Origin of the sequence: Mameliella sp. MMSF_3455 (assembly GCF_030733205.1) — a bacterium.
Taxonomy (GTDB): Bacteria; Pseudomonadota; Alphaproteobacteria; order Rhodobacterales; family Rhodobacteraceae; genus Antarctobacter.
Window position 1 is genome coordinate 74388 of sequence record NZ_JASHJL010000003.1, and the last position, 26982, is coordinate 101369.

Here is a 26982-nt window from a genome sequence, read left to right on the forward strand (position 1 = left end):
ACTCCTTGCGATCACATTTGCGATATCCATCATGACCGGCCCCGCCTCCACAGAGACGGGGCCGCGTTACGACATCCTGGATTTTGCCGATCTGCAGGGATGGGCCGAGGACGACCATGCCGCGGCCCTTGCCGCCTTTCTTGAAACCTGCGGCGATCTCGACGATCCGGACTGGTCCGCGCTGTGCGGACTGGCGCGTGAAACCGACGACGCGCGCGGGTTCTTTGAACTGCTGTTCCGTCCGGTCCTGATCCGCGACGGGGCGGACATGCTTTTCACCGGCTATTTCGAACCGGAACTGAACGGCGCGCCCTACCGCAGCAGCACCTACCGTTACCCGGTCTACAAGATGCCGCCAGAGGCACGCCTGCGCCGTCCCTGGCTCACCCGGCGGCAATTGCTCACCTCCGGCGTGATGGAGGGCAGGGGCCTTGAAATCGCCTGGGTCGATGATCCGGTAGAATTGTTCTTCCTGCAAATCCAGGGCTCCGGCCGCATCCGTTTTCCGGACGGGCGGGTGATCCGCGTGGGCTATGGCGGCGCCAACGGTCATCCCTACAGGTCCATCGGGCGGGAACTCGTGCGGCGCGGTGTCTATACCGCGCACCAGGTTTCGATGCAGGTGATCGCTAACTGGGTGCGGCGCAACCCGGTCGCGGGGCGGGAACTGCTTTTTCACAACGCGGCCTACGTCTTTTTCCGCGAGGTCAACGAGGTGCCGCCCGAAAAAGGCCCGCTGGGCGCGATGAACCGTTCGATCACGCCGCTGCGCTCGGTGGCCGTCGATCCCCGCTATACGCCGCTGGGCGCGCCGGTCTGGATCGAAAAGGCAGGTGCCGACCCGATGAACCGCCTTATGATCGCCCAGGACACCGGGTCTGCCATCAAGGGCGCGCAACGGGCTGATATTTTCTATGGAACGGGGGACGAGGCGGGCCGCATCGCCGGGCGGACCAAGGACGGCGGGCGCATGGTTGTCCTCATGCCCATCCAGCGCGCCTATGCGCTCTTGCCCGAAGCGGTACAATGACCCGGCGGCGCAAGCTACGACCCGAAGAGCAGGAGCTCTGGCAGCAGGTCGCCCGGACCGCAGATCCGCTGCACAAGCGGCCCGCCCGCAAGACGGACGAGGCCAAGCCCGCGCCGAAACCCCGGTCACCCGCGAAAGAGACGTCGCGCGATCCGCTGTCGCCCTTCGCGATGGGAGAGAAATCCGCGCCGCGCACCCAGACCCATGTCTTTCCCAAGACCACGGCCGACCACCTGCATGACGCCCCGGTGCGCATGGACGCCAAGGCCTTTACCCGGCTCAAGCGCGGCAAGCTGGTGCCGGAGGCGCGCATCGACCTGCACGGGATGACTGTGGACCGGGCGCATGGCGCCCTGGCGCAGTTCATCCTGAATGCCCAGGCCCGCGGGTTTCGCCTTGTGTTGGTCATCACCGGCAAGGGCCAGCGAGAAGACCCCTATGATCCGATGCCCCGCCGCCGCGGGGTATTGAAGACACAGGTGCCGATGTGGTTGCAAATGCCTCCCTTGGCCGGGGCTGTCCTGCAGGTCTCGCAGTCGCACCGCAAACACGGCGGCGAAGGGGCCTATTACGTCTATCTCAAGCGGCGGCGGTGATCGGCGCGAAAGACGCGGGTTAACGATGTCTTGCCGCTTTGTACAAAATGCTGAAAACGGCGTACAAAACGTACGTTTTGTACAAATGTCCGGGTGGTGTCAGAGCATCTTCCGCGCCCGCGAAACGCCCACCCACATCATCGCCGTGGCGAAGAGAAAGTAGAGCGCGACGCCGATATACTGCGTCTCGATACCGATACCGAAGTCGATCAGGAAACCGGTGATCCCCGGCCCGATGGCCGAACCGAAGACCATGACCGCCGCCGCCATCGCCTTGATCGCACCCAGGCTGCGAGTGCCGTAGAACTCGGCCCAGAAGGCATTGGGCAGGGTATGCGTGGCCCCCGTCGTCATTGCCACGAACAGCAGCCCGACCAGGGTCCAGCCCAGGCTATCCCCCAAGGCAAAGCAGAAAAATCCAATGAACATGGGCAGTTGCGACCATGGAATCAGCCGCCCTGTGCCCAGCTTGTCCAATAGTCCACCGGCCATGACCATCGCGCCGACCGCTGCCGCCGTGTAGATCGGGAACAGGGCGGTCAGCTCCAGATGGGACCATCCCTTGACCTCGGCGAAATGCACCTGCTGAAAGAAAAAGGCGGTGTTGAAGGCCGGCGGCCCCAGCAAGGCCGGCACCATGAACCAGAATAGCCAGTGTTTCAGCACCTCTGGCCGCGCCCAGTGCCTCTGCTCCATGCCCACCGAATGATCCGCCTCCGCATGGCTCTGCGGCGTCCGTTCCTTCCGCAATAGCAACAACAGAACCGGGATCGCCCCGAGGCTGACACAGGCCACCGCCACCCAAAGCCAGCGCCAGTCCATCACCAGCATGAGTGAAACGAAACTGACCGGCAACAGCGCCTCTCCCAGCGCAAAGCCGAGGCCGGCAATCGAAAGCGCCTTGCCCCGTGTCGCCACGAACCAGCGCGACATCGAGACGACGGCCGTGTGGCTGGCCATGCCTTGGCCGCAGAAGCGCAGGGCGAAGATCACCAACGGCAGCAGGGCCGCCCAAGCGTTCAAGGCCATGAACAGGCAGGAACTTGCCAGAAATATCAATACGATGGACCCGATCACCCGGGTTCTGAACCGATCCGTCAGCGCGCCGGCCCAGACCATGACCACCGCCGAGGCGCTGGTGCCGATCGTGTAGATGCCGCCCCATTGGCCGTGGCTGAGGTCAAACCCTTCGCGGATTTCCCCCGCAAAGATCGAGATGAAGAATGTCTGGCCGAAACTCGACAAAAACGTGAGCAGTGCGCCGGCCGACAGCCAGCGGGCGTTTTCGGCGAGAAAGCGAAAGAGACTCATGCCCCGCCCTTATCCCGCGATGTGTGAGTAAGCGGACGCTGAACGCGTCCGCCAAAGGTCAGTTCGAGATGGCGTTCGCCTGGGCCGAAACGCCCAGCACCGACCCCACCAGCCTAAAGATCGTCTGGGCCGCCGTGACCGGGCTTTCGGTGGCAAGCACAGTGTCACCCGGCTGGATCTGGAACTTGCGCGCGGCAAAGAGACCGTCGGCGCTGGTCAGGTCCAGGGTGAACACGACTTGCTGCATCTTGGGCCCGTTGCCTGCGGGGCTAATGGCCTTGACTGGATATTCCCGCAGCACGAGGACACCCTTTGGATCGGCGCGCGTATCCGACAGGCCGCCCATCATCGATACAGCCTCAAGCGCGGTGACGTAATCCTTTGGGAAATAGATCAGGTTCTCGATCCCGCTGGCACCTAGGGCCGTAAAGCTGCGTTCGTCCTGTTCGATGACCACCGTGTCACGCGGCAAGAGAAGCGCGTTCTTGGACCCGTCCGACAGCAGTTGCGATACCGAGATCTCGTAGGTTTTCGAGCCGCGCAGCAGCCGGACACGGGGGTTGCGCAGGTCGGGCATGACGCCGCCGGCATCCGCCAACAGGTTGAGGACCTTGTAGTTTCTCGAGGGCAGCGGGTAGGCACCGGGCTTGCCGACACCACCCACCACGTCAACCGTGTGATCGCGGCCTTGCTGCAGGATCAACTGAACCTGTGCCGAGGGCAGGATCGGTGCGAGCCGCTCTTGCACCTTGGCGCGGGCGCCGGTCGCGGTCAGTCCACGCACGCCGACCTTGTTGACATAGGGCAGGAAGATGGATCCCTGCGCGTCGACCTCGACTCCCTTGATCTCGGCAAAGCGTTCGCCGGGGCTGGTCAAAAGGGAATTGTCCTGACTGTCCCATATGATGATGTCGATCCGGTCGCCGGTCCGGATGACCGAGGAACTGCTGCCGTGGCTGGTATTCGGCCAATGGTAGTGGCCGTGCCAGCCGCTGGCGGACCATGTGGCAAGACCTGGAACGTTTTCACGCGTGACTTCGATCACCTGAAAGGTCGGCTGATCCGCATCCTTCTGGTTGAGTACCTCGGACTGGATCGCCGCGCCGCGCGGCAGGCTGCACGCCGCCAAGGCAAGGAAGGCGGCCAACAGGGTGATAACTCTTACTTTTGCAGACACTCCAGTCTCCCACCCGGTGTTTGTCACTTTCTAGTGGTTCAATCCGCTGATAGACAGTTTGACGGTCGAATGAAAGCGAATTGAGGGTCAAACCGTGGCAGGAACACAGCAATCCCGCAAGGTCCTGCTGTTGGGTGCCAGCGGTAAACTGGGCCGAATGCTAGGCGCTTTGTGGCAATCCCAGCGCTTTACGCTGATCCCGGTATACCGTTCAGGAGGGCAGGGCGGGCTTGCCTGGAAAGTGGGCGATCCCACGCCAAAGGTTGATGACGTGTCCGCCGTGATCGCTTTCTGGGGAGTGACACCGGGACAGGGATGCAACCTGAACGATAATTCGCGGCTTGCCCTGGCTGCAATGGAACTGGGCCAGTCTTTGGGCGCCAGGATGGTGGTGCATTGTTCCAGCGGCGCGGTCTATCGGTCAGGAGACAGACCGCTTTCGGAAACCGGGCCGGCCTGTCCCATGTCGGACTATGGCCGTGCCAAACTGGCAATGGAAAAGGCGATCGAGGAGTCCGGATCTAACCCGGGGATGCGCAATGTCATCCTTCGGATCGGAAACGTGGCCGGGGCTGACAGCCTCTTTGCGAACATGCGTCCGGGCGGGCGGATCACGTTGGATCGGTTTCCGGACGGTTCCAGCCCGTCCCGCAGTTACATCAGTCCGCTTGACCTCGTGCGCCTTGTCGAGACCCTGGTCGCGGATGGTTCGGTCTCGGGCATTTACAATGTCGCCGCGCCCGTGCCCACGGCGATGGGCGACATCGCCCGCGCAGCCGGGTGCCAAATCGACTGGCGCGAGGCCCCCGACACGGCACTGCCGATGGTCTGGCTTGATACCTCGCGGTTGTCCTCGATCTTTCCCTTGCCACCGGAGGCAGCCGCGCCGGATCACCTGCTCGAAGGCGCGCGTGCCGGGGGCACATGGCCATGAGGACAAGGCGGCCACTGCTGCACGCCCTTGATTTCCTGTACGCAATCGGGATGACGGTGCTCTTGTCGCCGCTCATCGTATATGTGGCTGTCGTGGTCTGGCGCAACGATGGCTGGCCGATCATCTATCGGTCGGAGCGGATGAAGAGCCCGACCCAGTCCTTCATGCTGTGGAAGTTCAGGACAATGAAGACCGATCCGGCCGACGCGGGCGTTACCGGCCCGTCCAAGTCCGGACGCATCACGCCGACAGGCGCCTGGCTACGGCGCAAGCGACTGGATGAGCTGCCGCAGCTCTGGAATATCCTGCGGGGGGACATGGGCTTTGTCGGTCCCCGCGCGCCCCTGCGCCGTTACGTCGAGAAATATCCCGAGATCTATGCAGAGGTGCTGAAGGAACGGCCCGGCATCACGGGTATGGCCTCGATGGCCTATCACAAGACAGAGGAACGTCTCTTGGCGCGGACCGAAAGCGCGGAAGAAACCGAAGAGGTCTACTGCCGTCGTTGCATTCCGCGCAAGGCCCGTCTGGACCAACTGTACGCGGCGCGGCGCAATCCCTGCACGGATCAAAGGCTGATGTGGGCGACGGTGTTCCGGAGGGTGTCGATGCACCGGCGCCGCTGAGGATCAGCGGCGCAGGACCTGCGAGTTCACATAGCCGATGTAGCTGCCCAACCAGTGCTTGCCGCTGTAGATATAGCCGTCGGAGCCCACGATATAGGCATTGGTGAAATCGGGCGACACGCCATCGGCGGCGGTACATTTCGCCGTCACAAGCTGCCCGCTGGCGCGGACAAGACCCGCTGCAACCGGTACGGTGCCGCCTGTCGTGAGATGGCAGGTATACCTGCGTACTTCGGTCACGTCCTCGGGCGTGAGGAAACGCTGGTCATAGCTGACCCGGCCCTGACGGCGCGCCTTGACGTAGGAAATCAGCTGATCCTCTTCCGAGGACATAAGGTCACCGCCGAGGCCACGGGTCGAGGTGATCATGCCATCACGCAGGACAATCACCTGACGGGCCGAGTTGCCGTAGGTCTGGTAGGGACCATTGCGCTGGATATCCTGCAGGAGAACCTGAGCCTTGTCGCGCCCTTCCAGCTCAAAGAGGTAGACGGATTCCGTCGTGGACCCAAGCGCTTTGGCGATCTGCTGCGGTGTCAGCGGCTTGGGGGCTTCCTTCTTGGAAAAGAGTGCCTTGGGCGCCTGCTTGAGCAGTGCCGTGGTGTCCTTGTTTGCGTTGCCGCAGGAAACCAGGGCCAAGGCCGCCGTCAGGGCCAGGCCGATGCGTGTAATGCTGCGCCGGGTCATCGCCAGAACCTTCCCCAAGAATTGACAGCGTCCGGTTTGTGGTAGTCGCGCACCTGTTCGTAGAGACGCCCGTTGACTTTCAGACGCGCGCCACCGTCCCGCGACAGCGACTGGATCAGGACATCGTTCCGGCGCCGTGAAGGTTGGCCAAAGAAGGTTGCCAGCGGCATGGTAAAGCGGATGCCCTTGTCGAACGAGCCTTCGCCGAAGTCGTCAAAAGAGGCATCGGTGAAGGTGGCATAGGCACCCACGCGCCAACCATTCGCGAACTCGCGGTCCAGCGAGACTGTCGCGCCGTAGTCGCCCGCCAGGTACCGGCCCACGTCAAGCTGCCCGTGAAACCCGTTGCCGAAGGCATAGTAGGCCGAGACATGGCCGTTGACGTTGGGGATCTCGCGTTTGGCGCCGGTCACCGGGTCTGTTGTCGTCATGGACTGCAGACCGAAGAGCTGGTCGAAATCGCGGCGTTGAACGTAGTTCAGCTCGGCCCCAAGCGCGAGGCGGCTGTCGACCGGTTTCCACAGCAGTTCCGCCGAGGCGCCGGCGTACATCTGTTCCAGATAGCCCAGCGTGACGCGGGAATAGATGTTCTTGGCCGGGCGGCCGTAGTGCGCCAGATGCAGGTACTCGATCGCGGGATCGCCTTCCGCCGAGTAGCGTGCATGGTCGGTCCGTACGCGCGGCAGGTTCGACTCGTCCAGGCGCTTTACCTTGTCGAGGTTGCCGGTGAGTTTCTTGGTGACCGAGCCGCTTGCGATCAGGTTTGGCGTGATCTCGTATTCCGCCGAGGCCCGAATCCCCGCGTCGAACCGCACGGGGTTGTCAGGATCAAAGACCGAGAGCTGCACGAAAGGCGAAATGGCCCAAGTGAACTTTGGATATATGCCCTCGTCCGGGGGCGGGGCCTTGCCAAAGCCGTCGCCGAAGTTTGTCCGGGCCAGCATCTCGTTGGCAGCGTCGTGTTCCAGCCGCTCCAGGTCGGACCGGCGGAAGGTGACGGCAGACATGGGCATGCCGTTGACCACCGGGACGATCTCGAACACTTCGACCGAGGCGGGCATGACGCGGGTCATGACGCGGACAAGTCGGCCGAAGGCCTGCGACGGTGCACCATACCTGGGGTTCACCAAGCGCACGGTGGCACGATTTCTTTGCAGGTCGACGCCCTCGACCTCCAGTCCTTCCTTGGCGGCGAGGTTCTTGAGCGAGGCCGTAACAGAGGCCGTGCGCTGGGAATCCAGCGTCCAGCCAAGGTCCGCTGCAGATCCGGGCGCGCGAGGCGAAACCGGAAGGCCCGACGGCTCGGCTCCACCCGGCACACCCAGCGTCTTGGGATTGGTGACAAAGGTGAATTGCGCGCCGACCTCTGTTCCCAGGACATGGTACAGGGACAGCTGGCCGCCGTTTCTGAACCGATAATCCACGCCGAAGTTCCAGGGGCTGGATTTCTCATTCGTGCCACGGCTGACCTCTTCGACGTAGTCGTCCGAGGAGTATTCCACCTTGAAGGTAAAGCGGTCGTTGGGCGAGTAGGAGACCCCGCCAAAAGCTGCCACGTCACCCTGGAAGAAGCGGTCGATCTCTGGCAGGCCGCCGCGACCGGTAAAGCCCCCGGGCCGCGTCCCCATTTCCGCGAAGGGTTGGTAGGAACCCAGACGACCCCAGCCGAGGCCGCCGGTGACCGTCAGGCCGGGCATCAGCGATTTGCTCGCGACCAGATATTCGCTGCTGTAGATCCCGGTGCCGATGAAATCCTGGATGCCGACAACCACCGAAGGGCGCCGGTCCGTTTCCGTCAGGAGCTGGTAGCGCAGGTCGAAACTGCGGTCGAAAAGCGTTGCTGTTCCACTGGCAGAAAAGTTGGGGATCGACGAGTAGCGGAAGCTGCCCGATAGGCGTGGCAGGATCTGGAAGTAAAGCGTTGTTCGCGACGTTCCGCCGAAATTGGCATAGGTGCCGGCGAGCGTCGCGTCAGGCGGCACCTGGGCCGTCGGCATGTCGATCAGGCCAGGAGAGCCGTACAGGTTGAACGGAAGGCTGTTGACCCCCTCCTCTGCCCGGGCGACGCCACCGAGCGCGGACAGAATGGTGCCCGCAAGCGCGACGCGCTTTACGAGGCCCGATTTTCCGTTGTGAAAACCCGGCATGGTCCCCCACCTCGTTGCCAACACTGTTTCCCGACCCTTGCTAATGTGTTCGCCTTGCCCTGTCCATTCGAAGGCGGTGACCTTGGAAACATTGTGGGAAATTCGGCACGCCCTTGCGGTTTTGTCCACAAGATGTGCGGGTGCCGCGCTTTAACGGTACATTTTGAAACGTTAATCGAGTGGTAAGCCGCGCGCCCCTAAACCTGTACCCAGGTGAGAGAAAGGTGGGAATGATGAGTGGCGACAGCAATGTCGCGCCAGTCATCATCAAACGCAAAAAGGTGATTGCGGGCGAAGGGCATCATGGGGGTGCCTGGAAGGTGGCCTATGCCGACTTCGTGACCGCGATGATGGCCTTTTTCATGTTGATGTGGCTGCTGAACGCGACAACGGAAAAACAACGCAAGGGGATCGCGGATTACTTCAGTCCGACGATTGCCATGGCCCGTGTATCGGGCGGTGGCAACGGTGCATTGGGCGGGGACTCCGTCTTTGCCGAAAACACGCTGCCCAGGGTCGGTACCGGGGCGACCAGCCTTCGGCCACAGGCCGAACACAGCCGTGACCCGGGACTGGACGGTAAAGCGTCCGAAGGGCCGGAAACAGCGGAGTTCAAGAAAGTCGAAGACCTGCTGATGGGCCGAGGCGGCGAAAGCATGGTCGCCGACGAGCTTCTGAAACACATCGTCACTCAAGTCACGGACGAAGGCCTGGTGATCGAGTTCTTCGAAACCGCGCAGGCCCGGCTTTTCGACGATCAGGCCCGGCCGACACAATTGCTGAAGGACCTTGCTTTGGTATTGGCGCGCGCATCCGACGTCGTGACCAATCCCGTCGCGATCGAGACCCATACAACCAGCTACCCGATTGTTCTGGCCAAGAACCCGGCCTGGAAAATATCGCGCGACCGGGCTGAGGTCTTTCGAGAACTGGTCATTGCCCGTGGTCTGGAGGAAGAGCGTGTGCGGCGCCTGACGGCCTATGCGGATCGGGAACCCAGCACATCCAACCTGCTGGACCCGCGCAACAGCCGGATCGAAGTCGTCTTCCTGCGAAGAAAATGACTCAGTTTTCGTGGGATTTTACCTGTTAGGCCCGCGTTAAACCCACGCCTTTATCTGTTGTCGTGAATTCGGAGCGACAGCAGAAAGGCTAGTCCATGACAATCTCCTCTTCCCTCAATGCAGGTGTTGCGGGTCTCGCCGCCAATGCGACGCGGCTGGGAACCATTTCCGACAACATCGCGAACTCTGCGACCAAGGGGTACAAGCGGGTCGAGACGGATTTCTCCTCGATGGTGATCGCGTCCAACGGATCGGGCTATACCGCCGGCGGCGTGCGCACGACCACCACGCGGATTATCGACCAGAGCGGGGCGCTGGTTGGCACCAGCAACGCAACCGACATCGCGGTGCGCGGTAATGGTTTCATCCCGGTGGCCGAAGCGACGGAATTCGCGGCAACCGGCGATCCGCAGATGTTCCTGACGACTACGGGGTCGTTCCGGGTCGATGCAGACGGCTACCTGCGCACCGAGTCGGGTCTGATGCTGATGGGATGGCCGGCCAACTCCGATGGGTCTCTCGCCACCTATGCACGGGATACCGCCGAAAGCCTTGAGCCGGTCCGGATCAATCGCAATCAGGTCACGTCGGAACCAACGACGACAGTCACGCTTGGCGCCAACCTTGCGGCCTCGGCGACCGATTTCGATGCCACTGGCGCGCCCGAAGTTCTGCCGATCGAATACATCGACAACCTGGGCCGGTCCGAAACACTGACGGTGACATTCACGCCGACGATTCCCGCAAGCGGTTCTTCGAACGAATGGACGATGACCATCGTCGATTCAGCCACCGCCGCCGGCGGCAACCCGGTTGGCGAATACACCGTGACCTTCAACACGGGCGCTGCGGACGGCGGTACGTTGTCCACGGTCACGACCACAACAGGCGGGACCTACAACGCCACCGACGGCACGATCATTGTGACCACCAACGGTGGCCCGGTCGAAATCACCATCGGTGCGCCCGGAACCAGCGGCGGGCTGACCCAGGTCGGCGATAGCTTCAAGGCGCTCAACATCTCAAAGGATGGTTCGGCAGCTGGTTCCATGACGACGGTCGAGATCGACGAGAACGGCTTTGTCCACGCGTTGTTCGATACCGGCGCTTCGCGGGTGATCTACCAGGTGCCGCTGGTCGATGTGCCGAACCCCAACGGACTGATCTCGATGGACAAGCAGATCTACATGCCCTCGCCGGAAAGCGGCAGTTTCTTCCTCTGGGACGCGGGCGACGGGCCGGTCGGTGACGTTGTGCCCTTCGCGCGCGAGGAAAGCTCGACCGATGTGGCCAACGAACTGACGGCGATGATCCAGACCCAGCGGGCCTATTCGTCGAACGCCAAGGTCATCCAGACCGTCGACGAGATGCTGCAGGAAACCACCAATATCAAGCGCTGACGGATTTTCCGTCAGCTTTTCAGAGGGTCGCTAGATGTCTCTTTCCGGTGCACTGTACAATGCCTTCAGCGGGCTCAAGGCCAATTCACGGGCTGCGGGCCTGGTGTCGACGAATATCTCGAACGCCACCACCGAGGGCTACGGCCGGCGGACATTGGGACTTGTGCCCGGCGCCGTCGGGACCACCGGCGGCGTGCGCATCACCGGAACGGTGCGCCATTCCGATCCGGTGCTGACCGGGGACAGGATGGTGTCGGACGCAACCCTTGCCCATGCGACGGTCGGTTTCGAATTCGCCAGCCGGATCGACGACCTGGTGGGCGAGTCCGGTACGCCGGGATCGCTGACCGACCGCGTGAACGCCTTCGAGAACGCGCTGCTGACTGCCTCGTCAAACCCGGCCTCGACCCAACGGCTGGAGCTGGTGGCGAACACGGCGGATTCGCTGGCCCGGGCGCTCAACGGCCTCAGCAATGAAGTCCAGTCCGCGCGGCAGACAGCGGACAACCGTATTGCAGCCCAGGTCGACACCCTGAATTCCGCCCTATCCCGGCTGGATTCACTGAATGACAATATCGTCCGGGCCGGTTCGACCGGGACCGACCCGACAAGCTTTTACGACGAACGGCAAAGGGTGCTGGACAGCATTGCCGAAATCGTGCCCTTGCGTGTTGTCGAAAGAGAAAAAGGCGACATCGCGGTCTTTACCCGGGGAGGCGCCGTCCTGCTGGATGGACGCCCGTTCGAGGTTGGGTTTGAACCGAACGCTGCCATCGGACCGGGCATGACCTTCGCCAACGGCGACCTGTCAGGCCTGACGCTGAACGGGGTTTCCGTCGACACCCAAGGCATGAGCATGTTCGCCGGCGGCAGTCTTGCCGCCCAGTTCGAGATCCGCGACGTCGACGCGGTCGCACGCCAGGCACAACTGGACGGGATCGCCCGCGACCTGATCGAACGGCTTGGTCCCGGCGGGCCGGATGCCACATTGGCCGCAACCGATCCGGGGCTTTTCACCGATGGCGGCGGTACTTTCGCAGCTGCGGATGAAACCGGCCTTGCGGGGCGGATCGAGATCAACGGTCTCGTCGCGCCCGACAGCGGTGGGGCATGGCGCTTGCGGGACGGCCTTGGTGCGGCCACGCAAGGCGACGTGGGTGATGCCCGTCTGCTGCAGGGGATTTCGGATGCGCTGGGCGCCTCGACTGTTCCGGCCTCCGGCGGTCTGACCGCCATCGCGCGCACTTTTGCGGACCATATCTCGGAATTCGCCTCCTCCGCCGTGGGGGAGCGCGTGCGCGCCGAAAACGCCCAGACCTTTGTGTCGATCCAGAACACGGCCGTGTCCGAGCTGGAACTGTCCAAGGGCGTCGACACCGATCAGGAACTGCAACGGTTGATGCAGATCGAACAACACTACGCCGCCAACGCCAAGGTCATGTCGACGGTCGACAGCCTGCTTGAGCGGTTGATGTCCATTTAAGGAGGGCCCGACATGGAAGTTATCGGGGATATGGCACGCGCGCTGGTGCTGCGTGCCAACCAGGTACGTCTGCGCCAGGAAATGGACCAGCTGGCGGTCGAGGTCGCCACCGGGTTCGTCAAGGACGCGGGGCAGCATCTCCACGGTGACCTGACCGGCCTGCAATCCATCGACCGCTCGCTGGCACGACTGGACACCTACCGGGTCAACACGACCGAGGCGACTTTCCTGTCCGGAACAATGCAGACAGCCCTGAACGAGATCCAGGATCGCAGCGAAACCCTGTCGCAATCGCTGATCGCCGCCGAGCTGACGCCGAACTCGGCCTTGTTGAACACGATGTCGGATGATGCGGAAAATGCGTTGGGACAGGTTCTGAACGGGTTGAACCGTTCGGTTGCCGGACGCTACCTGTTTTCCGGTACGGCGACCGACCGCGCCGCCGTTCAGGGCGTCGAGGATGTTCTGAACGCGGCCCGCACAGCGCTGGCCGGCCAGACCGACATGGCCGGGATAGAGGCGGCCCTGGACACGTTCTTTGGCGCAGGCGGCATTTATGAAACCACCGTCTACGAGGGGTCGAACACCGGTCTCGCCCCGCTGAAGCTGAGCGAGACCGAGAGCGCGAACCTCGATATCCGCGCCACCGACCCCGTGTTCCGCGAAGTCCTGAAACCGATGATCATGGCGGCCCTGGCCACCGATGCAACGCTGGGCCTGTCGCAAGACGTGCAGATCGAGATGCTGACAAACGCCGGCGAAGACTTGCTCGCCGCTCAACAGAATGTGGTCGAATTGCGTGCCGGGCTCGGCGCGCTGGAGGCGCGCGTCGAAGAGACCACTGCACGCAACTCGGCCGAGCATACGGCCACCAATATCGCGCGCCTCGACCTGGTCGGGACCGACCAGTACCACACAGCGTCGCGCTACGAGAACATCCGGACCCAACTGGAAAGCCTATACACTATTACCGCGCGGTCACAGCGACTGTCGCTTGCGGAGTTCCTCTGATGCTGACACGTTTCCTTGCCGCCCTCGTGCTTGCGGTTTCCTGCGCCCTCCCGGCGGCCTCGCAATCGGTCCGGATAAAAGATCTTGTCGAGGTCGACGGCGTGCGTTCGAACGACCTGGTCGGATATGGCCTGGTCGTGGGCCTGAATGGCACCGGCGACGGTCTGCGCAATTCGCCCTTCACCGAAGAGATCATGTCCAACATCCTGGAACGGCTGGGCGTGAACGTGACCGGCGAACAGTTCCGTCCACGCAATGTTGCCGCGGTCCTTGTCACGGGCAAGCTGCCGCCATTTGCGCGGATCGGCAGCCAGATCGACATCACGGTTTCGGCCATTGGCGATGCCAAGAGCCTGTTGGGCGGGACATTGATCATGACCCCGCTGAACGCCGCGGACGGACAGATCTATGCCGTGGCCCAAGGCACCATCATCGCCGGCGGCGTCGAGGCCGAGGGTGAGGCGGCGCGCGTCGTGCAGGGTGTGCCCACGGCGGGGGTCATCCCTTCGGGTGCACGTGTCGAACGCGAAGTGCCCTTTGATTTCACGCAATTGTCCACACTTCGCCTTGCCCTGCGCGAGCCGGATTTCACCACGGCAGCGCGGATCGAGGACGTGATCAACCGGGCCGTCGGTCGCCGGGCGGCCACCATGCTGGACGCCGGGACGGTCCAGGTCGATCTGCAGCGCAGCGGCGCCCGGTCTCCGGCGCGGGCTGTTGTCGCCATCGAGAATCTGGCGGTCGAACCACAGCGTCGTGCGCGTGTCGTTGTCGATCAGCGTTCGGGCACCATCGTCATGGGTGCGGATGTGCGGATTTCCCGCGTTGCCGTCTCGCAGGGCAACCTGACCCTCCGGATCGAGGAAGCGCCGCTTGCGATCCAGCCCAATCCCTTCAGCGACGGTGACACCGTGGTGGTGCCGCGTACCGGTGCCCTGATCGAGGAAGATCCCGGCATCGGCCTCGCCGAAGTGCCGACAGGAACCAACCTGTCCGAAGTCATCGCCGGTCTCAATGCCCTGGGTGTCAGCCCACGTGACATGATCGACATCCTGAAAAGCATCAAGGCCGCCGGGGCCCTGCATGCGGATTTCGTCGTGATGTGAAGAGCTTGCTGAGGCTTTGTTAACAGCTCGCTGGCAGGCTGGCGGCACAAGAGCGGGAGAGCGCAAATGCTCGGAATCATTGGTATCGTGGTGATCTTTGCGATGGTCTTCGGCGGCTATCTCGCGGCTGGGGGCAAGCTGGCGATCATCCTCAAGGCGTTGCCCTTCGAATTCATGATGATCGGGGGTGCGGCGACGGGCGCCTTCCTCATCAGCAATGATGGGTCGACGGTCAAGCACACGATCAAGGACGTCGCCAAGGTGTTCAAGGGTGCCAAGTGGAAACCCGAAGACTATCGCGACCTTCTCTGTCTGTTGTTCGAGCTGATCCGGCTGGCGCGTCAGAATCCGGTTGCCATCGAGGAACATGTGGAATCGCCCTCGGAATCGACGATTTTTGCCAAGTATCCCAAGATCCTGGCTGATACCCACGCGATCGATTTGATCTGCGACACGATGCGGTCGGTCTCGATGAACTACGACGATCCTCACCAGGTCGAAGAGGTGCTGGACAAGCGTCTGGACGCGATGCAGCACCATGCCTTGATGCCCAGCCACGCCCTGCAAAGCATGGCGGACGCACTGCCCGCGCTGGGAATCGTCGCGGCGGTCCTGGGCGTGATCAAGACGATGGCATCGATCGATCAGCCGCCTGAGGTGCTGGGCAAGCTGATCGGCGGCGCGTTGGTCGGCACCTTTCTCGGCGTGTTCCTGGCCTACGGTCTGGTCGGGCCCTTCGCGGCCAAGGTCAAGAGTGTGGCCGAAGAGGACTTGCATTTCTACCACCTGATCCGCGAGGTTCTTGTCGCGAACCTGCACAACCACGCAACGAACATCTGCATCGAGGTCGGCCGCCAGAACACCCCGGATCACTACCGGCCAAGCTTCGAGGACCTCGAAGATGCGTTGAAGTCCGTAAAGCAGGAGGCGGCATGATCCGTATCGCCTTCCTTCTCCTTCTTGCGGTGTGGCCCCTCGCCCTCTCGGCCCAGACCGTGACCGTGCGCAGCGGTGAACATGGAGAGTTCACGCGCCTGGTGTTGACGGTCCCTGGGGGCACGAAATGGGCGCTGTCACCGGACGCCGAGCGCAACCGTCTGGCGTTGGAATTGGACGGGGGACCCTATGACTTCGACACTTCGTCGGTCTTCGATCGTATTGGAAACGGACGTATCCGTGATCTCGTGGTGGCAGAGGGCGGTCGCCAGTTGGACATCGCGCTGGCCTGTCAGTGCGCTGGCGAGGCATTCGTCCTGCAGGATACCATGCTGGTTGTCGATATCTCCGCCTCCGAGGTGCCGCTGGCGCAGGCGAGTCGAACCGGTCCGAAACCGGCCGAGCCTAGAGGAAAAAAACCGTCTTCGGTTGTGCTGGATCTGTCCCGTGTGCGCATCGCCGACGTTCCCCGGATCGGACCGGAACTCGTCCGCGACCCCGGTCTTCCCCATCTTGCACGGCGCGTGGACGTGAATCCTGCAACTTCTGCGCTTGATCGTGGCGATCACGATCCCTCTGCCGCGCGGGGCCTGGGCGACCAGATTGCGGCCGACTTGGCGATCGCGGCAACCCAGGGTCTGCTGGACCCGGCGTTGACACCGCTCCCGACGCCCGCTCCGGAACCTGTGGGGCCGGCAGCCAAGAAGTCCCCGAGCGTTTCTTCTCCTGTTGATATCGGCGAACCGGCGCGCCGGCTGGCCGCTGGCATGTCCGGACTGGATCACAAGGATTTGCAGAATGGGCGCATCTCTATCGGCGGGGAAATGTGCGTGCCGGATGGCAGGCTGGCGATTACGGCCTGGGCAGATCCCGACGACGATCCCAACCTGGCGCTGGCAATGCGGCGCAGCGCCGTCTTTGGCGAGTTCGATCGCGTCGGAGAGGAGGCCCTGTTGAATTATGCCAAGGCGCTGGTTTTCTATGGCTTCGGCGCCGAGGCGCGCAGCGTCCTGTCGCTACAGCCAGAACTGGACGCCCCGGTCGTGGCGGCATTGTCATATCTGGTGGACGGTGATGGCGATCCCCTGGCCCAGTTTTCACAACAAGCAAATTGTGAAGGACCAGCCGCACTCTGGTCCGTTCTTGGCGGTGCCCCTTCAGGCAGTTCTCCTCAAATCGCCGATGCAGCGATCCTCCGCGGTTTCGAGGCATTGCCGAAACACCTCAGAACCCATTTGGGACCGATCCTTGTCGAGAACTTGGCCGCGGCGGGATATTCCGAAACGGCAGGCGATGTCCTGCGTCGAATGCAACGCATGGAAGGGCATGAAACGGACAGCATCGCGCTGGGAAAAGCGCAACTTGCGCTTCGCGACGGAGATCCTGCGGAAGCGGGCAAAAGACTGCGGGATCTGTCCATTGCCGGGGGACCCGAGGCGGCAAAGGCCGTGGCTGCGGCGATCGACTTGGCCGATGTGACGGATGCGCCGGTGCCGACACGGATTGTCGAACTTTCGGATGCCTTTGCAACGGAACTGCGCAACAGCGGGGATGGCCCGAAACTCTGGCAGGCGCATGTGCGCTCTTTGCTGATCAACGGGCATTTTGAGACCGCTTTCGACGAGTTGGCCTCGGCGCACGGGATGCCTGAGGAAATTGCCGAGAAAATGCAGCAGACAGCCATGCGCTTTCTTGTCGACAAGGCAGAAGAGGTCACTTTCCTGAAATTCGCGACGCGTGCACTTGCCGACGGAGAAGCGCCAAGTCAGGACGCCCTCGGGATCGCGATTGCCGAGAGATTTCTCGATCTGGGCCTGGCAGAGACTGCCTTGCAGCAACTTGATACCCTGTCCGACCCGACCAGCGCGCCGGAGGCACGTCTCGCGCGGGCGCGCGGATTGTTGGCCCTGGGCCGGCCCGAAGAGGCCGAAATCATCCTGATCGGCCAGCGCGGCGACGATGTCGCGCGCCTTAGGGCCGAGGCCCGCAGCCAGATGGGCGACCATATCTTTGCAAAATCGATCTTTGCAGATGCGGGCAAGACCCGCGAGGCGGTGACCTCTGCCTGGCTCTCTGGCGATTGGCAGGACGTTGCGGAAAGCGACACAGTCTTGGCTCCCGCAGCCGATTTGATGCAACAGGAGCCACCTGCATTCGATCCGGCCCGGGTCAGCCTGGCCGGTGTGGACGCTGTCTTTGACGCCAGCGCCCATTCGCGCGAGACCCTTCGCGCGCTTCTTGATGCAACCGCCATACCCAACCCCTAAAATTCGTTACGGTTTCTCAATTCTTCTGCCTTAGCCAGATTGCAGGGCATAAGGATTGGAGAGGCCGGAAGATGGCGCGTTCTTGCAAGCAGGCAGAATTCCGAACCGACCAGGACGCTGAACGCGATGCCGGCCCAAGGCCGGTGCCGCACATATGCGCCGTGTCGAAAAAGCGGGGTCACTGATCATGTCGGTCTCGACCCTTTTCAAACCCACCATCCTTATGGCGGTCGCGCTCATGGCGGTGATCGTCATAATGATCCTGCCAATGCCGTCTTGGGTACTGGACGTGGGCCTGGCGGCATCTTTCGGCCTGGCGATCCTGATCTTCACCGTCACGCTGTTCATCGAGCGCCCACTGGATTTCTCGGCCTTTCCGACGATTCTGCTGACCTCCCTGATGCTGCGGCTCTCTCTCAATGTCAGTTCGACCAAGCTGATCATTGGTCAGGGTCACACCGGAACCCACGCGGCGGGCGAGGTGATCGAAGGATTCGCCAGCTTCGTCATGGGCGGCAGCGTCTTTCTCGGGCTTGTCGTCTTCGGCGTCCTGATGATCGTCAACTTCGCGGTCATCACCAAGGGGTCGGCCCGGATGGCAGAGGTTTCGGCACGGTTTGCACTGGACGGAATGCCGGGCAAGCAGCTGGCCATCGACGCCGACATGTCCGCAGGTGCGATCGACCATGCAGAGGCCAAGCGCCGCCGCGAAGTCGAACAGCAGGAAACCACCTTTTTCGGGTCGCTCGACGGTGCATCGAAATTCGTCAAGGGCGACGCGGTTGCGGGCCTTTTGATCACGCTTCTGAACCTCGTCATGGGGATCATCATGGGGTGGTCGTGCATGACATGCAGCTGTCGAACGCGCTGGAAACCTATGCCATCCTGACGGTCGGCGACGGGCTGGTTTCGCAGATCCCCGCCGTGATCATCTCGATTGCAGCGGGCCTGCTGCTGGCCCGCGGCGGGGCGACCGGAGCGACCGATGTGGCGCTGGCGGCCCAGCTGGGTCGCCACCCGTCGGCCCTATTGGCGGTGGCGGTTCTCATGGTCTTGTTCGCGCTGGTCCCCGGCCTGCCGTTCGTGCCGTTCATCCTTGGCGCCGCCGTCCTGGGGGCGACCGCATGGTGGCTCGCCAAGCGCCCGCCAGAACCCGAGAATGTCGACGACGAGGCAGAGGAAGAGGCGGCCCTTCCGGTCCAGCACATGGGGGATGTCCTGGACCTGGACGATATTCACGTCGAATTCGCTCCGGACCTGGTGAACATGGTGCTCGACCCGGGCACCGGCCTCGACGTTCGCATTGCCAACATGCGCCGGCACATCGCCTCGCATTTCGGATTGATCCTGCCCGAGATCCGGCTGACCGACGCGGCGTCCCTGCCCACGGGCACCTATGTCGTCCGTATCCACGGTGTCGAGATGACGCGCGGCGAACTGAACCCGGATTTCGTGCTGGCGCTTGTGCCCGAGAACAGCGGCGCGTTGCCGAACGGCAAGGATGTGACCGAACCTGTCTACGGCGCGCCGGCGCGCTGGATCCGTCCCGAGGACCAGGAAAAAGCGGCCATCACCGGGGCCACGATCGTTGCCCCGACAGAAGTGCTTGCAACGCATCTTCTGGAGGTCATCAGGCGCAACTTTGGCCGCCTTTTGACGCTCAAGGCCTTGCGCCGCCTGTTGGACGAGATGGTCTCTCTCAGCAATCAGAGCCGGGCCGAAGCCAACAAGAAACTGCTGGACGAGCTGATCCCCGACAAGGTGCAGATTGACACGCTGCTGCAGGTTCTGCGGCTCTTGCTGGATGAACAGGTGTCGATCCGCAACCTGCCGCTGATCCTGGAAACCATCGCCGAGATGCGGGGCCAACAGACCCAACCCGAGGTCATCTGCGAACATGTTCGCCAGCGTCTGGGGTTTCAGCTGGTGGCCGGCATGCGGCGCGACGACGGCACCATCCCGTTGGTGCAACTGGCGCCCGAATGGGAAGAGACGTTCAACTCTTACCAGGTGGAAAACAGCCAGGGTGCGCTGGATGTGGCCCTGCCGCCGGAGAAATTCGAGGCGCTGACCAGCGGCCTGGCCGACACCATCGGCGAGGCCAGTCAGCGCGGCGTGTCGCCCGCCATCGTGACCTCGGCCCGGCGTCGTCGTTTCTTGCGTACCGTCATGGTGGCCAAGGGTCTGAGCAACCCGGTCATGTCCTACGAAGAGATCGGTCTGGAAGCGCGGCCGGCGCTGGTCGGCGTGGTGGCTGCATGATTGCGGTCCAGCCCTTGCTGGACCTCCTGGGTGGCACGCTCTGGACCGCGCTCGTGGTTTTCCTGCGGGTCGGCGCGGCGCTGGCCACGCTTCCCGGACTGGGCGAACAGGTGATTTCGGTTCGGGTCCGGTTGATCCTGGCGCTAATGCTGACGGCCGTCGTCGTGCCTGCCGTCGGCGCCGGGCTGGACCTTCCGCCACCCGGGCTGGGCAGTTTCCTGCGTGCCCTCGTCACCGAAACCCTGTCGGGCCTCTTTCTCGGCATCATGCTACGCCTGTTCATTCTGGCGATCCAGACCGCGGGCGCCATCGCGGCGCAATCGACCTCTCTGTCGCAGCTCATGGGCCAGTCCGGCCTCGATCCGCTGCCGGCCATCGGCCATATCCTGACCACCGCGGCCCTGGCGCTGATGATGGCAACCGGGTTTCACGTGAAGGCTGCGGCCTTCCTGGTGCTGTCTTACGACCTGCTGCCGGTGATGCAGTTCCCCAACCCGGCCGATGTGGCCGAGGCCGGCCGCCACCGCGTCGGGCAAAGTTTCGCGCTGGCCTTCAGCCTGGCTGCGCCTTTTGTCCTTATGTCGGTGATTTACAACCTGACGCTGGGCGTCATCAACAAGGCCATGCCACAGCTCATGGTGGCCTTTGTCGGCGCCCCAGTCATTACCTTCGGCGCCATCGCGCTTTTGCTTGTCTCGGCGCCGCTTCTGCTCGTGGTCTGGTTACAGGCCTTCGAGGCCTTCCTGGCCGCGCCTTTCCGGTAGGTGAGCGATGGCAGAGCAGGACGAATCCTCTGAAAAAAGCCACGAACCATCGCAGCGCAAGCTCGACGAGGCGCGCAAGAAAGGCGAAATCGCGCGCGCCCCGGACCTGCTCACCGCGATGGCCTACCTGGGGATGCTGGTCTGCATGACGGCTGCGGGCGGGTACAGCCTGGCCAGTTTTGCCGAGGCGCTCTTGCCGCTGATCGAACAGCCCGACCGGCTGGAGACCCTTTTTTTTCGCGATGGTGCGCCTTCGATCGCTGGTTCACTGATCTCGGAGAGTCTTGGCCCGGCGCTGCCATTCCTTTTCGCGCCGGGGGTGCTGGTATTGCTGGCGCTCTTTGCGACGCGCGGCATCGTTTTCACAGGGTCGAAACTGGCGCCCAAGATCTCACGCATCAACCCGATCGAGAATGCCAAGAACAAGTTCGGGCGCCGGGGGCTGTTTGAGTTCTTCAAGAGTTTCGTCAAGCTGACCGTTTATTCCGTGCTGCTTGCGGTGTTCCTTGGCGGCCAGTTGGACGTGATCGTCGGCACGGCGATGGCCACGCCAGGTGAGGCGGTGCTGCGCATGACCGACCTGATGAAACACTTTTTGCTGATCGTCGTGCTGATCGCCGCCGTGATCGGCGGGATCGACCTGTTCTGGCAGCGCGCGGAACATATCCGCAAGAACCGCATGACCCAGAAGGAACTGCGCGACGAGATGAAGGAATCCGAGGGTGATCCGCATCTCAAGCAGCACCGCCGGATGCGGGCGCAGGAGATGGCGCTGAGCCAGATGATGGGCGATGTGCCGACGGCGGATGTCGTGATCGTCAACCCGACCCACTATGCCGTCGCTCTCAGCTGGAGCCGTCTGCCCGGGTCCGCCCCGGTCTGCGTTGCCAAGGGCACTGACGAGGTGGCGGCGCGCATTCGTGAAACCGCGAAAGAGGCAGATGTCCCGATCCATTCGGATCCACCCACCGCCCGCGCGCTGTTTGCCACAACGAAGATCGGCGAGGAAATCGCGCCGGATCACTATCGGCCGGTCGCGGCGGCGATCCGGTTCGCGGACAGCATGCGACGCAAAGCAAAGGAGAAAGGCTGGTGACGAGCCAATTCGACGACCTGATCGCAGCGACGGATCTGATGCTGGAACGCGAACTAGAGGCGCATCGCCGGAACATGGCGGCAAGCGCCCGGGCGGCCGGGGAACTTGCGCAGATCGACGCCATGCGCCGCGCCGCCCAGGCCGACCAGGGGGCAGTGGGGGCGCGCCAGTTGCTGGGGGCGGATACGCTCTGGCAGGGTTGGCTGGTGGGCAAGCGGGCCGAGGCCCTGCGCCAGAGCGCGATTGCCCGTGCCCGCGAGGGCGAGAGCCTTGCCCGTGCCCGCACGGCATTTTCCCGAGCGCAGGCGGCAGAGGCGCTTGCCAGCGACGAAAGGGAGGCCCGAAAGAGGCGCAGGCTCAAGGCCGAGGCCGAGGCTATCGATGCCTTGGGCGTGTTGCGCGAGGCCAAGGCGCGCGGTCTGGGTTGACCGGTGACACGACAAGACCCGCCCGGTTTTCGGGCGGGTCCTTTCCAATCAGGCAACTGCGCCTGGTGTCAGGCAGCGTCCTGGCGGGCAATCTCGGTGATCAGCACGTCCTTTACATCCGCCCCCAGCACCGAACGCGCGGCGTCCAGCAGGGCAGACCGTAGGATATCCATGCGTTGCCCGGCGGTGAAGGTGCCTTCGAACCCGCCGATATTGGCATGATCGAACATCACCTGCAGAAAGACGTCGCGCAGTTTGGGCTCTCTTTCGTAGACCGCCTGCGAACCGCCGCTGGTCACTTCGAGGCTTAGCGATGCGACAACCAGTGCCTCGACGCGCTCGGCGCTCATCACCGGTATGACGAACTGGTTGTTCATCTTGACGTATTCGTTGCCGCTGCCGGCGTGGTCATCGTCCTTGTGGCTCTCGGCCGCAGGCGGTTCGGCAAGGGTCTTTTTGCCATCGGGATCCGCGGCGATGGCCTTGGGATCCTTGTCCGTGGGCGCGAGGAACAGCCCGGCGCCCACGCCGGCGCCGGTTCCCACCAGCGCCAGGATCAGGGGAAAAAGTTTCTTGAGCATGAACCGGCCTCAGAAGGGCAGGATCGCGTCCAGCACCTGCTGGCCGACCCTGGGTTGTTGCACATCGGTGATCTGCCCGCGGCCGCCATAGGAAATCCGGGCCGAGGCGATCTTGTCATAGGTGATCTCGTTCTGGCGCGAGATGTCCTCGGGGCGGACGTAGCCCGTCACCAGCAACTCGCGCAGTTCAAAGTTCACCCGAACCTCCTGGCTGCCCTCGATGGCCAGCACGCCGTTCGGCAGGACGTCGATCACGGTGGCCGCCACACGCAGGGTCAGGCTCTCGCTGCGGCGCACCGATCCGTCGCCGCTGGCATCGCTGGAGGACTTGATCGAGACGGCATCGTCCAGGCTGGCTCCGTCGGTGATGCCCTGGTTGATCCGTTGCGGCACTCCGAAGAGGTGCGGAATTCCAAGGCTTTCCGAGCCCGAGCGCGAGCGCGAGGTCTTGTTCTGGATCTCGGCCTTTTCGTCGATCTCGATCACCACGGTCATGATATCGCCGCGTTTCATCGCGCGCCGATCGCCCAGCAACGAGGTCTGGCCCCCGCGCCAGAGCGAGGCACGGTCAGCGCCAAGGCGGGTCGCGTCATCCTGCGGAAGGCCGGACGCGATCATCGCCACCCGTTCCGGGCTGCTCGTGTCCGGAGTGAAATCGGGCGTCTTGCCGATGTGGTTCACCCGCGCGCAGGCGCCAAGGGTCAAGGCCAGCCCGATCAGGCCGATGTATCGCAGCATATCTGTCCTCATTTGTTCACCAAGATGGCGCCCTCGGGCGAAATGGTGCCGAAGAGCACGGTCCGCGAGTCCACATTCATGACGCGAATCCGTTCTCCGGCCGCGCCACGCCCGAGGGCGCGACCCTCGGCCTTTATCCGCAGCCCGCCCTGCACGTAGACCAGTTCGACCGCCTGGTTCCGGTCAACGAGGGCTGGCTGTCCGACCACACCGCGCATGACGGCGCGACCGGGATAGATGGCGGTCCGGGCCTCCTGCCCGACAACCGCGTCGAGCGTCGCATAGGCCCCCCGGACCTCCGCCGGGTCCAGCCGCACCGCGTCGGCGGTGATGATCTGTTGCGGGCGGATGGTCTGTGTGGCGACCACCGTGTCGGCAGCCGCCGCCCTGGGGACAAGCGCAAGGAGGACCAGCCAGCGCATCAGCGCACCTGCGCCGTGGCGCCCATCATCTGGTCGGCGGCAGAGATCACCTTCGAATTGAGCTCGTAGCCGCGCTGCGCCTCGATCAGGTCGGTAATCTCCTTGACCGCGTCGACGGAACTGTCCTCCAGGTAGCCTTGCCTCACCGTGCCAAGGCCGTCCTGGCCCGGTGTCGACTGGATCGCCGGCCCCGAGGCCTCGGTCTCGACAAAGAGGTTGGAGCCGATTGCCTCCAGCCCCTTGGGGTTGGAAAAACCGGCCATCGTGAACTGGCCCAGAAGCTGCCCCTGGGGCTGGTCGGGGAAATAGGCATAGACCTCGCCGTCGGCATTGATCGAGATGCTGCGCGCATCGGCGGGAATCACGATCTCGGGCGAGACCGGATAGCCTTCGGAGGTGACGATCAGCCCCTCGCCGCTGCGTTTCAGCCCGCCGTCGCGGGTATAACCCAGCTGGCCGGAGGGCAGAACCACCTCGAGGTAGCCGTTGCCCTCGATGGCCAGGTCCAGGTCGCCGCCGGTAGCTGACAGCGCCCCTTGCTGAAGCTGCATCGAGACGGCGGCGGGCCGAACACCCAGCCCCAGCTGGACGCCGGTGGGCAGCACGGTACCGTCCGAGGCGCTGACGGAACCCGCGCGGGCAAGCTGTTGATAGTGAAGGTCCGCGAACTCGGCCCGGCGGGCGTTGTATCCCGTGGTGCTCATGTTCGAGAGGTTGTTCGAGATGACCTCGACCCGCATCTGCTGGGCGGTCATGCCTGTGGCGGCGATCTTGAGGGCGCGCATGCGACGGCTCCTATTTTATGACGTTTTTCAGGACGCTGCGGATGCGTTCATCCTCGCGTTCCATAAAGCTCTGGCCCAGTTCATAGGCGCGCTGGACCTCGACCATGCGGGCCACCTGCAGGATCGGATCGACGTTCGAGGCCTCGACGAACCCCTGCATGACGCGCGGCGCCTCGACCGGTTCGAAACCCGCATCGCTTCGGAACATCTGGCCGCCCTCGCGGATCATCGACTTGGGGTCTAGCGGTTGCACGACGCCGACCTGCCCGATCGGGCGGCCCTCGGTGCTGATCGTGCCGTCTCGGGCGATCGACAGGTCGACGGCCTGCGGTGGGACAAAGATCGGCGCCCCGCCCGCGTCCAGAACCGGGTAGCCGTCCGGCGTCACCAGAGTGCCTTCGGCGCTGGGCGAAAAGGCCCCGGCGCGGGTAAGCCGGGGCCCCTCGGGCGATTCCACGAGGAAGAATCCGTCTCCCTCGATGGCCATGTCGTACATGCCGCCTGTCTGTTCCAGCGTGCCCTGTTTGAGCGAGGTGGTGCCGATCCGGCCGGCGCCCATTGCGACGGCAGCCGAGCCATCGCCTTCGGCCACGTATTCGGAAAAGATCACGCCTTCCTGACGGTATCCGGTGGTGTTGGCGTTTGCGATGTTGTTGGCGATGACTTGCATTTCGCGCATCAGGCTTGTCTGGCGCGAAAGGGCGGCGTAGCCGGCAGTTTCCATGTCAGCCTCCGGTGATGAGGGGAATGATCTGCCCCTGGAAGAATTCCACGAGCGTCCGGGTCATGAAGCTCATCGACATCCAGAAGACGGCGACGATGGCCAGGAGTTTCGGCACGAAGGTCAGGGTCATTTCCTGGATCGAGGTGAGCGCCTGGAAAAGGCCCACGCCGACCCCGGCGACCAGAGCCGCCGTCAGGATCGGGACCGAGGTGATCGTGGCGATCCACAGGCCCATGCGCAGGGTGTCGAAGAAGATGACCTCTGTCAGCATGGCGTCAGACCGGCATCCGCAGGATTTCCTGGTAGGCCTCGACCACCTTGTTGCGCACGGCAACGACCGTCTCGACCGCCAGTTCCGACTGCGCCAGCGCCTCGACCAGGGCATGCGGGTCCGCATTGCTGGTCATGGCGGCCTTTGCGGTATCCTCCGCGGCTTTGAGCTGCTGGGTGAAGTCCTCCGTGACTCGGGCAAATTCCTTTTCCAGAGGCGCTTTTGCGGTCTCCGGTTCGGGTTGCATGGCGGGACGGGAGGCCGCGTATTTCTGTGCGGCATAAAGCGAACGGACGTCCATTCTGGATTCCTTTCAGGTTTCAAATCAGGGGATTAGCGACGCAGGAGGTCCATCAGGCTGGTCGACATCTGGCGTGTCTGGTCGAACATCTTGAGGTTGGCTTCGTAGGAGCGCTGCGCCTCGCGCGCGTCGGCGATCTCGATGATCAGGTCGACATTGGAGCCAAGGTAATTGCCTGTCGCATCGGCCAGTGGGTGCGAGGGATCGTGGATCACCTCCAGCTCGCTGCGGTCCAGCCGCACGTCGCCGGGTTTCACGCCGGTGACATCCGACAGGGTCGGCTCTGCCTCGAATGGCACGGTCTTGCGCCGGTAGCCGGGCGTGTCGACGTTGGCAATGTTCTCGGACAGGATGCGCAGGCGCGTGGCCTGCGCCTGCAGGCCGGTGGTGGTGACCTTCAGGGCATTGGAAAAATCGCTCATCTCTCTCTCCGGTTATCCGCGGCCCAGGCTGGCGCGGAGGATGCTGAGGTTGCTGCGGTAAATGGCCAGGGCGCGGTCGTGCTGCCGTTTCGCACCGGCGGCGTTGACCATTTCCTCTTCCAGCGAAACGGAATTTCCGTTCGGGTCCAGTACGTTGCGCCGTTCCCGGATATCGACATCGCGGCCGATACTGCCATTGAGGTGGTTTTCCCGCGTGGCACGCTGGCCCATCATCGCATCGCGTAGCGTGTCCTGGAACTCGGGCAGCGCGCGGGCCCGGTAACCGGGTGTATCCGCGTTCGCGATATTCTGGGCGCTGTAGGCCTGTTGCGTGCCGGCGTGCCGCGCCATTGCCATCGCCGTTCTGAAGACGTCCAAATTCTGGAACATCGGGGTTTCTCCCTCGATTGCTT

General features: G+C 63.3%; 27 protein-coding genes and 1 pseudogene. 15 read left to right on the forward strand and 13 right to left on the reverse strand.

What is annotated here, in order from left to right; translation table 11 throughout:
• The first annotated feature begins 31 nt into the window (after nt 1-31).
• Both mltA and RBB42_RS02645 read left to right on the forward strand, forming a co-directional pair.
• Nucleotides 32-1030, forward strand: a complete 999-nt coding sequence (mltA, locus tag RBB42_RS02640) for a murein transglycosylase A (protein ID WP_305970043.1) — start codon at nt 32-34, stop codon at nt 1028-1030.
• Complete coding sequence (locus RBB42_RS02645; RefSeq protein ID WP_305970044.1) at nt 1027-1626, forward strand: Smr/MutS family protein; 600 nt, start codon at nt 1027-1029, stop codon at nt 1624-1626. The genes mltA and RBB42_RS02645 overlap by 4 nt, the downstream gene beginning before the upstream one ends.
• Nucleotides 1627-1725: 99 nt before the next feature.
• Here RBB42_RS02645 and RBB42_RS02650 read toward each other — a convergent pair whose 3' ends face one another.
• Together RBB42_RS02650 and RBB42_RS02655 are read right to left on the reverse strand one after the other, a co-directional pair.
• Entirely contained in the window at nt 1726-2937 is a 1212-nt protein-coding gene (locus RBB42_RS02650) for an MFS transporter (protein ID WP_305970045.1), read from the reverse strand.
• A 58-nt stretch (nt 2938-2995) separates the two neighbouring features.
• Nucleotides 2996-4114: a polysaccharide biosynthesis/export family protein gene (locus RBB42_RS02655; RefSeq protein WP_305970046.1), complete on the reverse strand. Its 1119-nt coding sequence runs from the start codon at nt 4112-4114 to the stop codon at nt 2996-2998.
• 94 nt (nt 4115-4208) lie between these two features.
• Here RBB42_RS02655 and RBB42_RS02660 point away from each other — a divergent pair, with 94 nt between their 5' ends.
• Complete coding sequence (locus tag RBB42_RS02660) at nt 4209-5048, forward strand: NAD-dependent epimerase/dehydratase family protein (protein WP_305970047.1); 840 nt, start codon at nt 4209-4211, stop codon at nt 5046-5048.
• A complete protein-coding gene (locus RBB42_RS02665; protein WP_305970048.1) occupies nt 5045-5674 on the forward strand; it encodes a sugar transferase in 630 nt (209 codons plus the stop codon). The genes RBB42_RS02660 and RBB42_RS02665 overlap by 4 nt, the downstream gene beginning before the upstream one ends.
• Nucleotides 5675-5677: 3 nt before the next feature.
• Here RBB42_RS02665 and RBB42_RS02670 read toward each other — a convergent pair whose 3' ends face one another.
• Both RBB42_RS02670 and RBB42_RS02675 read right to left on the reverse strand, forming a co-directional pair.
• Nucleotides 5678-6361, reverse strand: coding sequence for a YjbF family lipoprotein (locus RBB42_RS02670; protein WP_305970049.1), 684 nt, complete (start codon nt 6359-6361; stop codon nt 5678-5680).
• On the reverse strand, nt 6358-8508 hold the full coding sequence (locus RBB42_RS02675; protein WP_305970050.1) for a YjbH domain-containing protein: 2151 nt from the start codon (nt 8506-8508) through the stop codon (nt 6358-6360). Before RBB42_RS02675 ends, RBB42_RS02670 begins: the two co-directional genes overlap by 4 nt.
• Before the next feature lie 233 nt (nt 8509-8741).
• On the opposite strand from RBB42_RS02675, the gene RBB42_RS02680 reads away from it, so the two are divergent.
• The 11 genes and pseudogenes from RBB42_RS02680 (at nt 8742) to RBB42_RS02730 (ending at nt 22325) form a co-directional block, all read left to right on the forward strand.
• Nucleotides 8742-9572, forward strand: a complete 831-nt coding sequence (locus RBB42_RS02680; RefSeq protein WP_305970051.1) for a flagellar motor protein MotB — start codon at nt 8742-8744, stop codon at nt 9570-9572.
• Nucleotides 9573-9667: 95 nt separating this feature from the next.
• Complete coding sequence (locus RBB42_RS02685) at nt 9668-10972, forward strand: flagellar hook protein FlgE (RefSeq protein ID WP_305970052.1); 1305 nt, start codon at nt 9668-9670, stop codon at nt 10970-10972.
• Nucleotides 10973-11006: 34 nt separating this feature from the next.
• Nucleotides 11007-12455: a flagellar hook-associated protein FlgK gene (flgK, locus tag RBB42_RS02690; RefSeq protein WP_305970053.1), complete on the forward strand. Its 1449-nt coding sequence runs from the start codon at nt 11007-11009 to the stop codon at nt 12453-12455.
• Between the two features lie 12 nt (nt 12456-12467).
• Entirely contained in the window at nt 12468-13466 is a 999-nt protein-coding gene (locus RBB42_RS02695; RefSeq protein WP_305970054.1) for a flagellin, read from the forward strand.
• Nucleotides 13466-14572 (forward strand): flagellar basal body P-ring protein FlgI, encoded by a 1107-nt coding sequence (locus RBB42_RS02700; RefSeq protein ID WP_305970055.1) that lies wholly within the window; start codon nt 13466-13468, stop codon nt 14570-14572. The genes RBB42_RS02695 and RBB42_RS02700 overlap by 1 nt, the downstream gene beginning before the upstream one ends.
• A 66-nt stretch (nt 14573-14638) precedes the next feature.
• A complete protein-coding gene (motA, locus tag RBB42_RS02705; RefSeq protein ID WP_305970056.1) occupies nt 14639-15508 on the forward strand; it encodes a flagellar motor stator protein MotA in 870 nt (289 codons plus the stop codon).
• Entirely contained in the window at nt 15505-17775 is a 2271-nt protein-coding gene (locus RBB42_RS02710; protein WP_305970057.1) for a hypothetical protein, read from the forward strand. Before motA ends, RBB42_RS02710 begins: the two co-directional genes overlap by 4 nt.
• 187 nt (nt 17776-17962) lie before the next feature.
• Nucleotides 17963-20037: pseudogene (gene flhA, locus RBB42_RS02715) on the forward strand (flagellar biosynthesis protein FlhA).
• On the forward strand, nt 20034-20801 hold the full coding sequence (locus RBB42_RS02720) for a flagellar biosynthetic protein FliR (RefSeq protein ID WP_305970059.1): 768 nt from the start codon (nt 20034-20036) through the stop codon (nt 20799-20801). Before flhA ends, RBB42_RS02720 begins: the two are co-directional and overlap by 4 nt.
• Nucleotides 20802-20808: 7 nt before the next feature.
• Nucleotides 20809-21897, forward strand: coding sequence for an EscU/YscU/HrcU family type III secretion system export apparatus switch protein (locus tag RBB42_RS02725; protein WP_305970060.1), 1089 nt, complete (start codon nt 20809-20811; stop codon nt 21895-21897).
• Entirely contained in the window at nt 21894-22325 is a 432-nt protein-coding gene (locus RBB42_RS02730; RefSeq protein ID WP_305970061.1) for a hypothetical protein, read from the forward strand. The genes RBB42_RS02725 and RBB42_RS02730 overlap by 4 nt, the downstream gene beginning before the upstream one ends.
• A 68-nt stretch (nt 22326-22393) precedes the next feature.
• Here RBB42_RS02730 and RBB42_RS02735 read toward each other — a convergent pair whose 3' ends face one another.
• The 9 genes from RBB42_RS02735 to RBB42_RS02775 are packed head-to-tail and all read right to left on the reverse strand — an operon-like array spanning nt 22394 to nt 26959.
• Nucleotides 22394-22906, reverse strand: coding sequence for a flagellar basal body-associated FliL family protein (locus RBB42_RS02735; RefSeq protein WP_305970062.1), 513 nt, complete (start codon nt 22904-22906; stop codon nt 22394-22396).
• Between the two features lie 9 nt (nt 22907-22915).
• Nucleotides 22916-23644, reverse strand: coding sequence for a flagellar basal body L-ring protein FlgH (gene flgH / locus RBB42_RS02740; RefSeq protein WP_305970063.1), 729 nt, complete (start codon nt 23642-23644; stop codon nt 22916-22918).
• A gap of 8 nt (nt 23645-23652) precedes the next feature.
• Nucleotides 23653-24066: a flagellar basal body P-ring formation chaperone FlgA gene (flgA, locus tag RBB42_RS02745; protein WP_305970064.1), complete on the reverse strand. Its 414-nt coding sequence runs from the start codon at nt 24064-24066 to the stop codon at nt 23653-23655.
• Nucleotides 24066-24851: a flagellar basal-body rod protein FlgG gene (gene flgG, locus RBB42_RS02750; protein ID WP_305970065.1), complete on the reverse strand. Its 786-nt coding sequence runs from the start codon at nt 24849-24851 to the stop codon at nt 24066-24068. Before flgG ends, flgA begins: the two co-directional genes overlap by 1 nt.
• A gap of 10 nt (nt 24852-24861) precedes the next feature.
• A complete protein-coding gene (locus tag RBB42_RS02755; RefSeq protein WP_305970066.1) occupies nt 24862-25575 on the reverse strand; it encodes a flagellar hook-basal body complex protein in 714 nt (237 codons plus the stop codon).
• A gap of 1 nt (nt 25576) precedes the next feature.
• On the reverse strand, nt 25577-25846 hold the full coding sequence (locus RBB42_RS02760; RefSeq protein ID WP_069211187.1) for a flagellar biosynthetic protein FliQ: 270 nt from the start codon (nt 25844-25846) through the stop codon (nt 25577-25579).
• 4 nt (nt 25847-25850) lie between these two features.
• Nucleotides 25851-26147 (reverse strand): flagellar hook-basal body complex protein FliE, encoded by a 297-nt coding sequence (gene fliE, locus RBB42_RS02765; protein WP_305970067.1) that lies wholly within the window; start codon nt 26145-26147, stop codon nt 25851-25853.
• Between the two features lie 32 nt (nt 26148-26179).
• Nucleotides 26180-26569, reverse strand: coding sequence for a flagellar basal body rod protein FlgC (flgC, locus tag RBB42_RS02770; RefSeq protein WP_305970068.1), 390 nt, complete (start codon nt 26567-26569; stop codon nt 26180-26182).
• A 12-nt stretch (nt 26570-26581) separates the two neighbouring features.
• Nucleotides 26582-26959: a FlgB family protein gene (locus RBB42_RS02775; RefSeq protein ID WP_305970069.1), complete on the reverse strand. Its 378-nt coding sequence runs from the start codon at nt 26957-26959 to the stop codon at nt 26582-26584.
• Nucleotides 26960-26982 lie beyond the last annotated feature (23 nt).

Excerpts from the sequence above, each read along its gene's own strand:
- RBB42_RS02645 (WP_305970044.1), top strand. The coding sequence starts at position 1,027 with ATGACCCGGCGGCGCAAGCTACGACCCGAAGAGCAGGAGCTCTGGCAG.
- RBB42_RS02760 (WP_069211187.1), bottom strand. The coding sequence starts at position 25,846 with ATGCTGACAGAGGTCATCTTCTTCGACACCCTGCGCATGGGCCTGTGG.
- RBB42_RS02775 (WP_305970069.1), bottom strand. The coding sequence starts at position 26,959 with ATGTTCCAGAATTTGGACGTCTTCAGAACGGCGATGGCAATGGCGCGG.
- mltA (WP_305970043.1), top strand. The coding sequence starts at position 32 with ATGACCGGCCCCGCCTCCACAGAGACGGGGCCGCGTTACGACATCCTG.
- flgK (WP_305970053.1), top strand. The coding sequence starts at position 11,007 with ATGTCTCTTTCCGGTGCACTGTACAATGCCTTCAGCGGGCTCAAGGCC.
- RBB42_RS02710 (WP_305970057.1), top strand. The coding sequence starts at position 15,505 with ATGATCCGTATCGCCTTCCTTCTCCTTCTTGCGGTGTGGCCCCTCGCC.
- fliE (WP_305970067.1), bottom strand. The coding sequence starts at position 26,147 with ATGGACGTCCGTTCGCTTTATGCCGCACAGAAATACGCGGCCTCCCGT.
- RBB42_RS02680 (WP_305970051.1), top strand. The coding sequence starts at position 8,742 with ATGAGTGGCGACAGCAATGTCGCGCCAGTCATCATCAAACGCAAAAAG.
- RBB42_RS02665 (WP_305970048.1), top strand. The coding sequence starts at position 5,045 with ATGAGGACAAGGCGGCCACTGCTGCACGCCCTTGATTTCCTGTACGCA.
- flgH (WP_305970063.1), bottom strand. The coding sequence starts at position 23,644 with ATGCTGCGATACATCGGCCTGATCGGGCTGGCCTTGACCCTTGGCGCC.
- flgC (WP_305970068.1), bottom strand. The coding sequence starts at position 26,569 with ATGAGCGATTTTTCCAATGCCCTGAAGGTCACCACCACCGGCCTGCAG.
- RBB42_RS02755 (WP_305970066.1), bottom strand. The coding sequence starts at position 25,575 with ATGGAAACTGCCGGCTACGCCGCCCTTTCGCGCCAGACAAGCCTGATG.
- RBB42_RS02725 (WP_305970060.1), top strand. The coding sequence starts at position 20,809 with ATGGCAGAGCAGGACGAATCCTCTGAAAAAAGCCACGAACCATCGCAG.
- flgG (WP_305970065.1), bottom strand. The coding sequence starts at position 24,851 with ATGCGCGCCCTCAAGATCGCCGCCACAGGCATGACCGCCCAGCAGATG.
- RBB42_RS02720 (WP_305970059.1), top strand. The coding sequence starts at position 20,034 with ATGATTGCGGTCCAGCCCTTGCTGGACCTCCTGGGTGGCACGCTCTGG.
- flgA (WP_305970064.1), bottom strand. The coding sequence starts at position 24,066 with ATGCGCTGGCTGGTCCTCCTTGCGCTTGTCCCCAGGGCGGCGGCTGCC.
- RBB42_RS02670 (WP_305970049.1), bottom strand. The coding sequence starts at position 6,361 with ATGACCCGGCGCAGCATTACACGCATCGGCCTGGCCCTGACGGCGGCC.
- RBB42_RS02675 (WP_305970050.1), bottom strand. The coding sequence starts at position 8,508 with ATGCCGGGTTTTCACAACGGAAAATCGGGCCTCGTAAAGCGCGTCGCG.
- RBB42_RS02700 (WP_305970055.1), top strand. The coding sequence starts at position 13,466 with ATGCTGACACGTTTCCTTGCCGCCCTCGTGCTTGCGGTTTCCTGCGCC.
- motA (WP_305970056.1), top strand. The coding sequence starts at position 14,639 with ATGCTCGGAATCATTGGTATCGTGGTGATCTTTGCGATGGTCTTCGGC.
- RBB42_RS02650 (WP_305970045.1), bottom strand. The coding sequence starts at position 2,937 with ATGAGTCTCTTTCGCTTTCTCGCCGAAAACGCCCGCTGGCTGTCGGCC.
- RBB42_RS02695 (WP_305970054.1), top strand. The coding sequence starts at position 12,468 with ATGGAAGTTATCGGGGATATGGCACGCGCGCTGGTGCTGCGTGCCAAC.
- RBB42_RS02735 (WP_305970062.1), bottom strand. The coding sequence starts at position 22,906 with ATGCTCAAGAAACTTTTTCCCCTGATCCTGGCGCTGGTGGGAACCGGC.
- RBB42_RS02685 (WP_305970052.1), top strand. The coding sequence starts at position 9,668 with ATGACAATCTCCTCTTCCCTCAATGCAGGTGTTGCGGGTCTCGCCGCC.